Here is a 12,376-nt window from a genome sequence, read left to right as displayed (position 1 = left end):
GACGTGCCGCTGCGCCTCAGAAGCGCAACGGCACTTCGTTTGCCTTACTCGGCCGCCATGCGCATCGGCCTGTCATTGTCCTGCTCATGGTCATCGTGGTTATGCTGCACCAGCGGACGATTGCCAGCCAGTTTGCGGATCAGCACGTAAAAGACCGGCGTCATGAAAATGCCGAAGACCGTCACGCCAATCATGCCGGAAAACACCGCAATGCCCATGGCCGCACGCATTTCAGCCCCGGCACCGGTTGAGGTGACCAGCGGAACGACGCCCATGATGAAGGCCATGGATGTCATCAGGATCGGGCGCAGACGCAAGCGGCTGGCCTCGATAGCCGCCTGAACCGGTGTCCTGCCTTCAAATTCCAGCTCCCGCGCAAATTCGACGATCAGGATGGCGTTTTTGGCTGAGAGCCCGACAAGCACGATCAGGCCGATCTGGGTGAAGATGTTATTGTCTCCTCCGGTCAACCAGATCCCGGTCAGTGCAGCCAATACGCCCATCGGTACGATCATGATGATCGCCAAAGGCAGAGTCAGGCTTTCATATTGCGCGGCAAGCACAAGATAGACCAGAAGCAAAGCCAGTGGAAACACCAGGAAGCCCGAGCTTCCCGCCAGGATTTGCTGATAGGTCAGATCGGTCCATTCATAGCCGATGCCTTTCGGCAGTACATCAGCTGCGATCTTTTCAATTGCCGCCTGTGCTTGACCGGACGAAAAGCCCGGTGCCGGACCCCCATTGATATCAGCAGCCAGAAAACCGTTATAGCGGTTGGTGCGTTCCGGCCCTGTGGTCGGATCGACCCGCAGCAGCGCAGACAGCGGGATCATCTGGCCCGATGCGGAGCGCACCTTTAACTGACCAATATTGTCGGGCGTGGCCCGAAACTTGGCATCGGCCTGGGCGCGAACGCTGTATGTGCGGCCAAAGGCATTGAAGTCATTGACATAAAGTGACCCCAGATAGATTTGCAGGGTCTGGAACACATCAGTAACGGAAACACCGAGCTGTTCTGCCTTGGCGCGATCAAGATCGGCATAGAGCTGCGGCACATTGATCTGGAAGCTGGAAAACAGGCCAGTCAGCTCCGGTGTCTGATAGGCCTTGGCCAGAAACGCTTTGGTGGCCTCGTCCAGCGCCTGATAGCCCAATCCAGCCCGGTCTTCCAATTGCAGCTTGAAACCGCCGGTCGTGCCGAGACCCTGGACGGGTGGCGGCGGGAACATGGCGATGAAAGCATCCTGAATGGAGGAAAACTTCTGGTTCAGCTGCATGGCAATTGCCCCACCGGACAGATCAGGCGTCTTGCGCTCGTCGAAATCCTTCAGGGTGACGAAGACAATGCCGGCATTGGAGGAATTGGTGAAACCATTGATCGACAGGCCCGGAAAAGCGATGGCGTGAGCCACGCCCGGCTGGGCAAGCGCAATGTCGCTCATCCGCTTGATAACATCTTCCGTACGGTCAAGGCTGGCCGCATCCGGCAATTGGGCAAAACCAATCAGATATTGCTTGTCCTGCGCTGGCACGAACCCGCCCGGAACAGCATTGAACAGGCCATAGGTGGCACCGGCCAGGGCCAGATAAACCACCATGACGATGCTTTTGCGTGAGAGAAGACCGCCGACGCTTTTTCCGTAGGCATTGGAGCCAGCGCCAAAGACACGGTTAAAACCTCTGAAAAACCAGCCAAGCATGAAATCCAGGCCGCGCGTCAGCCGGTCCTTCGGTGCGTGGTGTCCCTTCAGAAGCAGAGCGGCAAGCGCCGGTGACAGGGTCAGCGAATTCAGCGCCGAGATCACGGTCGAAATGGCGATGGTCAAGGCGAACTGGCGGTAGAACTGGCCCGACAGACCGGAAATGAAGGCCAGCGGCACGAAGACCGCCACCAGAACCAGGGCGATGGCGATAATCGGCCCCGACACTTCCTTCATGGCACGGTAGGTCGCCTGACGGGGCGACAGGCCGTTTTCGATATTGCGCTCGACATTTTCGACAACGACGATGGCATCATCCACGACGATGCCGATGGCCAGAACCAGTCCGAACAGGCTGAGGGCGTTGATAGAAAAGCCGAAGGCATACATCACGGCAAATGTGCCGATGATCGACACCGGAACCGCGATCAGCGGAATGATCGACGCCCGCCAGGTCTGGAGGAAGAGGATGACGACCAGCACGACCAGCGCCACGGCTTCCAGCAGGGTATCGACTACTTTCTCGATGGAAGACCGGACGAATTTGGTGGTGTCGTAGACGATTTCGTATTTCACGCCTTCTGGCATGGCCAATTGCAGCTCATCCATCGTCCTCACCACTTCATCGGAAATGGTGATGGCATTGGAGCCGGGCGCCTGGAAAACAGGAATGGCGACTGCGGCCTTGCTGTCCAGCAGGGAGCGCAGTGCGTAATCGGAAGCGCCAAGCTCGACGCGGGCGACATCGCGCAATCGGGTGATCTGACCGTTTGCGCCGCTTTTGACGATGATATTGCCAAAATCCTCGGGTGTTTGTAGCCGCCCCTGTGCGTTGACATTCAACTGCACATCGACCCCCGGCAGGCTTGGCGACCCACCGATGATACCGGCTGCGGCCTGGACATTCTGCGCGCGGATGGCCGTGGTAATATCGCTGGCCGCCAAGCCGTGTTCGGCCGCCTGCTGCGGATCGATCCAGATGCGCATGGAATAATCGCCGGAACCGAAGATCTGAACCTGACCGACGCCGGCAATCCGCGCCAGCCGGTCCTTGATGTTCAGGACGCCGTAATTGCGCAGGTAGGTAATGTCATAGCGATTGTCTGGGGAGATCAGGTTGACGACCATCATCAGGTCGGGAGAGCTTTTGACCGTGGTCACGCCGAGGCTCTTGACCTCTTCCGGCATCCGCGGCTCGGCCTGGGACACCCGGTTCTGCACCAGTTGCTGGGCCTGATCGGGGTCAGTGCCGAGCTTGAAGGTGACGGTCAGCGTCATCACGCCGTCCGAGGTCGCCTGGCTCGACATGTAAAGCATGCCCTCGACGCCGTTGATCTGCTCTTCCAGCGGCGTCGCCACGGTTTCGGCAATCACCTTCGGATTGGCACCGGGATAGGTGGCCCGCACGACAATCGACGGCGGCACGACATCGGGATATTCGGAAATCGGCAGCGACCGCATGCCGATCAACCCGGCGACGACGATCAGCACCGACAGCACCCCGGCAAACACCGGGCGGTCGACAAAAAATCGGGAAATGTTCATTTCAAAGCCCTCTCCGGCGTGAAACAACTCCGCCCTCGGACAAAAGCGATGTTTCGTCCGGCAAACGGTGGATATGGATATGACAGTCCTGCCCGGCGGCCTTTGCTGCCGGGAGGATATTGGACCTGACGAGTGTTCGCAGCTTACGGACGAGGCATCAGGTCGATGCGGAGGCTATGCTTACTTCGACGCCGCGAGCTTTTCTTCCGGCTGCGGCACAACCACTGCGCCCGGTTTGATGCGTTGCAGGCCGTTGACGACGATCGTATCGCCAGCAGTAAGCCCGCTTTCCACCACACGCTGGCCTTCGGCCACGGCGCCCAGCTGGATCTGGCGGTAATTGACCTTGTTATCGCCATCGACAACGAAAACGAATTTCTTGTCCTGATCGGTGCCAATCGCCCGTTCGCTGACCAGGATCTTGTTTTCCGGCACTGGTTGTCCCATGCGCACCCGCACAAACTGGCCAGGAATAAGCCTGCCGCCCGGATTGTCGAACACGGCCCGCACCCCAATCGTCCCGCTGGCCGCATCGACCTGGTTATTGATCAATTGCAGCTTGCCTTTGATCGGCGTGCCGTCATCGGCCAACGTGCCGATTTCGACAGGGATACGGTCGATGTCGGCCAAGGCGGCTCCAGTTTGTGGGAGCTGCGACAGAGCCTTGGCCACCAACTGCTCGCTGACATTGAAGCTGGCATAGATCGGATCGACAGACACCAGTGTGGTCAAGACGGAAGAAGACGACCCCGAGGCCACCAGATTGCCAGCTGTAACCTCAAGCTTACCAACGCGACCGGATACCGGGGCGCGCACCTGGGTATAATCCAGCTCCAATTGAGCCGATTGCAGCTGGGCTCTGGCGGTTCCCATGGCAGCTTGAGCCTGGGTAAAGCTATTGCGGCGCTGATCCATATCGCTTTGCGAAATCGTGCTGTTGCCCGATAGTTTCAAGCCGCGATCCAATTCGATCCTGGCAAGATCGACTTTGGCTTCGGCTGAAGCGAACTGGCCTTCCGCCTGATCGACAGCGGCCTGATAAGGAGCGGGATCGATAGTGAACAGCAAATCGCCTGCCTTGACCAACGCGCCCTCACGAAAATGGACGGATTGGATGGCTCCGCCGACCCGTGGCCGCACATCGACCCGTTCAACGGCCTCGAGACGGCCGGAAAACAGCTCCCAATGGGTGAAATTCCGGCTGGAAACCTTGGAAACCGTGACCGGCACGGCAGGAGCCGGTGCGGCCGCCGAGGCCGCCGTTGCAGCAGCACTCATCGGCAATTGAAGAACCACGGATACGGCTGAAATGGACACAACAAGGCCCAGGCCGGCGCCCATAAGGGCCCAGCGTTGTTTTCTGGATGACATTGGCAATCTCCTTGCGGCCCCCACAGGCCGCCATTGTTCATTCAGGTTTCACGACATTCTAGCGAATGCTGATCTGTTTAACGAAGTCCTCGAACTGGCTTTCAAGCTCAGGCTCCCATGTCGATGCATGGCTCTGTTGACTGCCATAGATGGATGACCAGCCCTTCCCCGAAGGCAGGATCTGGCTACAGGTTTTAACGCCTGCCTGTTTCAGGCTTTGCGCGAACGCAAGACTTTCATCACGCAGTGGATCGTCCTCTGCGCTCAAAACCAAAGCAGGCGCGACGCCTGCAAGGCGCGAACAGAGACAAGGTGCGGCATAGGGATGGCATCCGCCACCACTGAGATAGCGGCTCCAGCCTTCCGCCCAGCGCTCCCGCATGCCGATGGCTTCCGCTTCACGGATGGAAGCCGTCCCCATGAATGGGTCGAGCAGCGGCGACAGCAGGATCTGGCCGTCGAGTTCGTTGGCGAAATGATCCCGTGCCTTCAGCGCGACGCTGGCGGCAATATTACCACCCGCCTCAACGCCTGCCAGCAACAGCAGCGATTTACGGTCGCCAAGCCCGGCACGCTTGTTGGCGAGATAGGAGAAAATCGAAAAACCCACCTCAAGCGGACTGGGGAAGACCGGCCCGAGCGGCGCGTTGTAGTCCGGCACCACCACGATAGCACCGGTCCTCGCCAGACATGCCGCAACCGAACTGTCCACCACGCCGGACGCCATGAAGGCACCTGCGTGAAAGAACAACACGACCGGTGGCCCCTTGCCATATTCGGCACCCTGATAGACACGCGCCGACACCGGCCCGACGGCCAGCTTGTCCAGCACCATATCTTTCACTTGTACCGACATTGCTTAGGCTTTCCTTAAGCCCCAACGTTCGGGACTTCTGATTTTCCCTGGTCCGACCAGCGGCCCCCGAGACGAGATATGATATGCACGCTTGCAATTTCATGTAAAATCTATTGTTATTCGCCAATTGGAACAAGCTGGCGTTTTCTTACTACACTGTTCGTATTTTCGAATAATAGTGCAACGCACATCAACAAGGCCAACTCCCATGGACCAGCTCTCGGCAATGCGCGCCTTTATTCGCGTGGTGGAAACCGGCAACTTTACCCGTGCGGCTGAACGGCTTGATATGCCGAAGGCAACGGTCACCAATCTCATCCAGGGGTTGGAAGCCCATTTGCAAACCAAACTGCTCAACCGGACCACCCGTCGCGTCATGGTGACCACGGACGGGGCCTTGTATTATGAGCGAGCCGTCCAGATCGTTTCGGAACTGGCTGAGCTGGACGAAAGTCTTTCCAATGCGCAAAGCACACCCCGCGGACGCTTGCGTGTCGAAATGTCCGGCGCCTTTTCCGACTGGATTGTCGTGCCGTCCCTCTGCGACTTTCATCAGAAATTTCCAGATATGCACATCGATCTCGGCGTCAGCGACCGGATGGTCGATTATCTTGCCGAAAACGTCGATTGCGCCTTGCGGGCCGGCACGCCGTCCGATCAGTCGCTGATCGCCAGACGGGTTTGCGACGTGGAAATGATCACCTGCGTCGCACCCCGATATATCGAAAAATTCGGCATCCCGGCCCATCCGCGCGAGCTGGAAAACCACCACTATTGCGTGAACTATTTCAGCAGCAACAATAGCCGGAAAATGCCGTTCACGTTCAAAAAAGACAAGGAAGAGTTGGAGATCAGCGCCCGCTACATCGTGTCTGTCAACGATAGCCGCACCTATATGACGTGCGCCCAGAACGGCCTCGGTATTGCGCCAATTCCCCGATTCATGGCTGCCAGCCTCCTCGCATCGGGCGAATTGGTGCAAGTGCTGGCGGAGTGGAGGCGTGAGCCGCTTCCTCTCTATATCGTCTATCCGCCGAACCGGCATTTGAGCAACAAGGTCCGGGTTTTCGTGGATTGGCTGGTAAAACTTCTGCTCGAAGCCAGACTCAATGAGGGCTGAAACAACGACGTCACAGACCCCACAACCCTTTGAAAAGGAAACTATACAAAATCTATCGATATGATAATATCGTTTATTGCCCACCTGTTTGGCGGGTTCCGGCTCTCGTGAATCGGGAAGAGACGTCACTAGAGCGTTTCTGCTCTACATGTAACCGCAGTAACGCTCTAACTCTTTGTTTTTACGCATTTCCGGACGGAAAACCGGTCTCCACTTTTCCTGGAAATGCTCTGGTCCTGAATTTCGAAATCGAGACAAAAGGGAGATGCCGTCATGGGAACATTCTCGCCCGTTTTCGACCGACTGGCTAGACCAGTTGCCTTCATCAAAGCCGAAGACGAAGCCCTTGGCTGCGCGCATCTCCTGGCCGAAACTGCAATGTCGGCAGATGACGGGTCCTATGAAAAAACAATCCTCGACCATCTGCTCAGGTCGGGGCTACTCGGCATTTCCGTCTCGACCGATTACGGCGGGATCGACGTTTCGAATGTGTTGTTATCGACCATTTGCTGTGTTTTGGCAAAGGCTTGTTCCACATTGGGGGCCATGCTTGCGGGCCATTATAGTGCATTGGAGCTGTTGCGCAGCCATGGCAGCGAAGCGCAGAAATCCTATTTCTTTGCTGCCGCACTGGCAGGCATGCGTCTGGCACGCGTCAAAGCACCGTCTGCGGCAAGCCTGAAAGACAGGGGCCTGCACCTTTCCTATAATGGACTTGGCTGGTCATTGAATGGCACCGGCATGGCGTCACCGAACGCTACTTCTGCCGATTGGATCATGGTTTCCGTCCATGACCAGGTTGAAGAGCCAGCCCATCTGTTTTTCCCTGGGGGAACGGCGACGATGACGCCGATCGCCAATTCCCTTTCAGACAAAAGCCAGCCGGATCGAGGTGAGCCCGTGCTGTTTCGCGACCAGAGAGGCGAAAAGGACGCGCAATTGCAGACCCGTCGTCCGGCCCAGGGGCCGGATGTGCCTCAGGCCATGGAGCTGCTTTTGCAGGCAGCGGTGGAACTAGGGAGAGGCAAAGCTGCATTCAGCCAATTGTTCGGAAGCCCGGTATTGGCCCCCTCTCATCTGCCTGATGAGACGTTCGAACCCGATTTTGACCCATCAAAAACCGGCGCCATCGCCGATGCCGCCCTGCGATTGGCAACAGCCGAAGCCGTTATCGAGAAAGCCGCCAGCGCCATCGATGCCGCCCAGATCGGCACACAGGACCGGCATCGACATACCGCCTTCCTGATCGCATCGGCAGCCAATGCAGCCGCCGTGGAAGCCTCGACAATCGCTCAGTCTGTCGCAGCGGACCCACGCTTTGCACATGCAACCACGCCTCTTGGCGGTGTCGAGTTCCAAAGTGCTGAAGCCGCTATCATCGTTTCGCTTTTGCGCAAGGGCACACTTGGCTTGAGCGGTTTTTCAGATGATGATTCCAATGGATAACTTGCCGATGAATGCTGCCAGCAGTTTGCGTTAGAGCATTTCCGGACGCAAACCCGCTGCGCACTTTTGCTGAAAATACTCTCGGAAAAGTGGACTCCGGTTTTCGTGAAAAGACACCTGAAACCAAGAGAAGTGAGAGCCCATCTGGTTCAGTCCAAATCTGATAGGCTCTCCCGTTTATAGCACATTATGTCGGCAGCATGTCGGCCTTGAAAGGTTTACGGGTCAAGGAGTGCAAAAGACCGCCATTTTTTAGAATTTTCTTCTCATAATTTAATCTATTGAAATTATGGATTACTTTGACAAAAGAGCCGTGAGATTCCATTTTGACCGGCAGGAAAAGACAGCCAATTGGAGATTGCTCATGACGATCCTCACCATGCCGCGCAAGGACGCCAACGCTACGCCCTATCCGCAGCCGTCCGCCGATCCGGGTCTGCTGAAATCGGCCATGCGCCACGTCAGCGGCCAGGTTTCGGTGATCACGGCGGGCCAGGGGCCAGAGCGCACTGGTGCAACCGTGACCTCCGCCACCGCTTTGTCGGTCGATCCTCCAACGGTTATCGTCAATATCAACCGGACCTCTTCCAGCTATCCGGTGATCCGGAAATACGGTCATTTCGGCCTCAACATCCTTGCGAGCCATGACGAGCCTGTCGCCAATCGTTTTGCCGGCGTTGGGGGTCTGAAGGGAGAGGCCCGCTATGACGGGTCAAATTGGCTGGTCGGGCCTAGCGGCGCATCGCTGCTGGTCGGCGCGCTCGCCGCAATCGACTGCGAAGTGGAAGAGATCATCGACCGCCATAGCCACGGCATCATCATTGGCAGGGTCATTTCGATCCAGCTCGGCGAAGGCAACCCACTGGCCTATCAGAACGGCCGTTACGGCAATTTCACACCGATTTTGGGCTGACCTTGCGGCCACAGCAAAAAATCAGCCTGCCGGATTATTCAGATCCGGCAGGCTGATTTCTGTATTCGACGGACATGTTTCATACTAGAGGTCTGCCGTAGCGCTTTACATCTGCTGCATAATTTTAGCCATAAATCCAAGCCGATTTAAGGAATTATGCAGTAGCGCGCTTTTCCTGCTGCTCATCCTGCGTCAGCTCATTCAGGCTTGGCGTAGCGACGAATTGTTCCAGTGTCATATTGTCGAGAATAGCCGCAATGGCGTCCCGCACCTGGGTCATCGACCGCCGGACCTGACAGTTGACCGGATCGGCACAATCATCGCAAGCTTCGAAAGCGGTGCGGCTGGCACAACGGATCGGCGCAAGCGGCCCATCCAGCAGGCGAATGGCGTGGCCAATACGGATTTCGCTGGCGGGATGCGACAGGGAGTAACCGCCGCCCGGGCCTTTTTTCGACCGCAGGATGCCACCATTGCGCAATTCGAGAAGAATGGTGTCGAGAAACTTCTTCGGAATGTTGTTTCTGAGCGCAATCTCGCTGATGAACGCTGTTTCACCCGGTCCAAGCTGAGCCAGATCCACCAGCGCTTTCAAACCGTATTTGCCTTTTTTCGTCAGCATGACTGTCTGCTTTCCCAACATTCCGGGCCGACAAATCTCGGCCCCATCCGCATTTCACCATGGCAATAAAGCCAAACTACAGCGTGAACTTTAAAAACATATAAAAATTATGTATTTCATATTCAAGCTTTGCCGCAAGGGATTGTGGCTGGCAAACGTCAGATCGACCGACGTTTCACCGCCGTTCGTTGCATGGAAGCATCAAAAAAGGCAACACCGCCCCGGCTTAATCCGGAGCGGCATGGCGCATGAGCGACAATTAAAGGGTGTCAGGAGCCGGAAACGACCCGGAAACCACCGGAATGGCCTCCGCCGGCAAAGACTTTCGAATCGGCGAAGTCGCTGTGCTTAATGTCGTTTTCATTCGACCTGCCCAGACCAAGCTTCGGAAACAGCAGTTCCGCGACACGGTAGGCTTCCTCCAGGTGCGGATAGCCGGAGCCGATCACCGTATCAATGCCGATGGCCTGATATTCCCGCAGGCGCTCCGCCACCGTTTCCGGCGAACCAACGAGGGCCGTACCGGCCCCTGCCCGCACCAGCCCCACCCCGGCCCACAGATTGGGCGAGACTTCCAGCTTATCGCGCCGGCCATTATGCAATTCAGTCATGCGGCGTTGGCCGACAGAATCGGATTCCTTGGCAAAGCGGGCCTGGGTTTCGCGGATGGTTTCATCCGACAGTTTCGAGATCAGCTTGTCTGCGGCGGCCCAGGCCTCTTCATCGGTTTCGCGGACGATAAAGTGCAGACGGATGCCAAAGGAGACATCCCGCCCGCTGCGGGCAGCGGCAGCGCGTACGGCATCGACCTTTTCCTTGACCTGCGCTGGCGGTTCGCCCCAGGTCAGGTATTTGTCGACGCGACGGGCGGCAAAGTCGATCCCGGCGTCCGAGGAGCCGCCGAAATAGAGCGGCGGACGCGGCGATTGTACCGGCGGAAAGCCCAGGCGCGCCCCCTCAGCGCGAATATACTTGCCATTCAGGTCGGCATGGCCCTTGCTCAGAAGATCTTCCCAGACGGTGAAAAACTCGTCGGCATGGGCATAGCGTTCGTCATGGGAGACGAAAATACCATCGCCCGCCAATTCCGTCGGGCTGCCGCCGACAACGATATTCAGCAGCGTGCGACCATTCGAGACCCGGTCCAGGGCGACCGCCAACCGCGCGTAATAGGCGGGCGACGCCGTGCCGGGGCGAATGGCGACCAGAAATTTCAGTTTCTGCGTATGGGCAGCCAACGACGCCGCCGTGACGAAGGATTCCTCACAGGCGACCCCCGTTGGCAGCAATACGCCGTAATAGCCGAGCCGGTCGACAGCGCTGGCAATCTCACGCAGATAGCCGTGATCGACCGGGCGGGTCAGATCGTTGGAGCCGAGATAGGTGCCGTCACCCGACGTGGGGATGAACCAGAGAAAATCGATGGGCCGCGCATTTTGCGCATTGGACGTTTTAGTCATGGACAAGTCCTTTCATGGAAATGGTTCAGCTGGCCTTCGGGCGCCAGACGATCTCGGCGATCTTCAAAGGCTTCGGCAGAATTTGCAGGGCGTGAAACTCGTCGGCCAAGGCCTGCTGATAGGCGATGGCTTCATCGTTCAGGGTAGACACGCTGCCGAGATCGGCGCCGGGCCGGGTCAGCACGGTCTTTGTCGTGTCGCGCGGCACGCCAGTGATTTCGGCGAGCGCTGTAATCGTCTCATCCAGATGGCTCTGCGCCCAAACGCCGGTCTTGCGCAATTCATCGATCACATCGGTGATCACCTCCGGGTTTTTACTGGTGAAATCACCATTGCCGAAATAGAAGCTCCAGCTATCGACAATACCGCTGGCGGTCGTCAACACCCTGGCATTAGGATCGGTCTCGGCCACCGCAAAATAAGGGTCCCAGATTGCCCAGGCATCGACATTTCCGGATTTGAATGCCGCCCCCGCATCGGCAGGCGACAGATCCGCAGCCTTGACATCTGATCGCGTCAATCCGGCCGTTTTCAGCGCCTTGACCACGAAATTGTGGGCGCTCGAACCACGCTTGAAGGCAAGCTTCTTGCCCTTGAGATCGGCAATCGACTGGATCGGTGAATCCTTGTGAACAAGCAATGCCGTGCCGGAGGGTGCTCCCTTGTACGTGCCGACATAAAGGAGATTGCCGCCCGCCGCCTGGGCAAACAGTGGCGGCACATCGCCTGTCGGACCGAAGTCGAGCGCACCGGCGCCCAGCGCTTCCAGAAGCGGCGGGCCTGAGGTAAATTCAGCCCAGGTCACGGTGACGCCGCGTGTAGCCAAACGCTTTTCCAGCGCGCCCGTGCGCTTGGCCAGCGCCAGCACACCATTCTTCTGCCAGCCGATCCGCAATGTCGTGGTTGCCGCCTGGGCGGTACGGATTGCCGGCAAGGCGAGGATGGTGCTGGCAGCGCCAAGCAAGCCAAGGGTCTGTCTGCGGTTGATCATCAGCGGTCTCTTTCTTCGGTCTGTCGCGTTCGTCAGGCCTATATGATGATTTAGTCTATGGAATTTGTAAGCAATATTTTTCGCTTTATGGACGATTGCGGAAATTTCCTGCCGCCATTTTACCGTCTTCAGGGGTCGGAATTTCGTCTCTTCTGAAGATGCGGAGACTGAAGTCAGCCACGGGGGTCGGTTTTCGCCGGCCCAGGCCCAACCCACATGAGGGCATCATCGCCGAACGCCCCAACCCGGAAAACTGTCGAATGAGGAAAAATGTTTTCGCTGTTCGTGGAATATTGATCGAATTTATCTCCATTATTTCCATAGACAATATACTCTAACCTAAGGCGCGATC

General features: G+C 57.4%; 9 protein-coding genes. 3 read left to right on the top strand and 6 right to left on the bottom strand.

Translation table 11 applies throughout. The annotated features are described in order from the left end of the window. Window positions 1-44: 44 nt before the first annotated feature. The 3 genes from AVI_RS19425 to AVI_RS19415 form a co-directional block, all read right to left on the bottom strand. Window positions 45-3,245, bottom strand: coding sequence for an efflux RND transporter permease subunit (locus AVI_RS19425; protein WP_012653839.1), 3,201 nt, complete (start codon window positions 3,243-3,245; stop codon window positions 45-47). Window positions 3,246-3,425: 180 nt separating this feature from the next. Continuing rightward, the gene (locus AVI_RS19420; protein WP_012653838.1) at window positions 3,426-4,616 is read right to left on the bottom strand and encodes an efflux RND transporter periplasmic adaptor subunit; all 1,191 of its coding nucleotides are present in this window, start codon (window positions 4,614-4,616) and stop codon (window positions 3,426-3,428) included. Window positions 4,617-4,674: 58 nt separating this feature from the next. Then, the gene (locus tag AVI_RS19415; protein WP_012653837.1) at window positions 4,675-5,472 is read right to left on the bottom strand and encodes an alpha/beta hydrolase fold domain-containing protein; all 798 of its coding nucleotides are present in this window, start codon (window positions 5,470-5,472) and stop codon (window positions 4,675-4,677) included. Window positions 5,473-5,680: 208 nt separating this feature from the next. On the opposite strand from AVI_RS19415, the gene AVI_RS19410 reads away from it, so the two are divergent. From AVI_RS19410 to AVI_RS19400, 3 genes are all read left to right on the top strand, one after another. Next, window positions 5,681-6,592 (top strand): LysR family transcriptional regulator, encoded by a 912-nt coding sequence (locus tag AVI_RS19410; protein WP_012653836.1) that lies wholly within the window; start codon window positions 5,681-5,683, stop codon window positions 6,590-6,592. Window positions 6,593-6,865: 273 nt separating this feature from the next. Continuing rightward, complete coding sequence (locus AVI_RS31740) at window positions 6,866-8,038, top strand: acyl-CoA dehydrogenase family protein (RefSeq protein ID WP_012653835.1); 1,173 nt, start codon at window positions 6,866-6,868, stop codon at window positions 8,036-8,038. Window positions 8,039-8,402: 364 nt separating this feature from the next. Then, the gene (locus tag AVI_RS19400) at window positions 8,403-8,951 is read left to right on the top strand and encodes a flavin reductase family protein (protein ID WP_012653834.1); all 549 of its coding nucleotides are present in this window, start codon (window positions 8,403-8,405) and stop codon (window positions 8,949-8,951) included. Between the two features lie 154 nt (window positions 8,952-9,105). On the opposite strand, the gene AVI_RS19395 is transcribed toward AVI_RS19400, so the two are convergent. From AVI_RS19395 to AVI_RS19385, 3 genes are all read right to left on the bottom strand, one after another. Beyond that, the gene (locus tag AVI_RS19395; protein ID WP_012653833.1) at window positions 9,106-9,573 is read right to left on the bottom strand and encodes an RrF2 family transcriptional regulator; all 468 of its coding nucleotides are present in this window, start codon (window positions 9,571-9,573) and stop codon (window positions 9,106-9,108) included. Between the two features lie 269 nt (window positions 9,574-9,842). After that, entirely contained in the window at window positions 9,843-11,033 is a 1,191-nt protein-coding gene (ssuD, locus tag AVI_RS19390) for an FMNH2-dependent alkanesulfonate monooxygenase (RefSeq protein ID WP_012653832.1), read from the bottom strand. 25 nt (window positions 11,034-11,058) lie between these two features. Continuing rightward, a complete protein-coding gene (locus AVI_RS19385) occupies window positions 11,059-12,024 on the bottom strand; it encodes an aliphatic sulfonate ABC transporter substrate-binding protein (protein WP_012653831.1) in 966 nt (321 codons plus the stop codon). Window positions 12,025-12,376: the final 352 nt, after the last annotated feature.

The organism is Allorhizobium ampelinum S4, from assembly GCF_000016285.1.
Classification (GTDB): domain Bacteria; phylum Pseudomonadota; class Alphaproteobacteria; order Rhizobiales; family Rhizobiaceae; genus Allorhizobium; species Allorhizobium ampelinum.
This window is presented reverse-complemented; position numbering and strand designations above follow the sequence as displayed.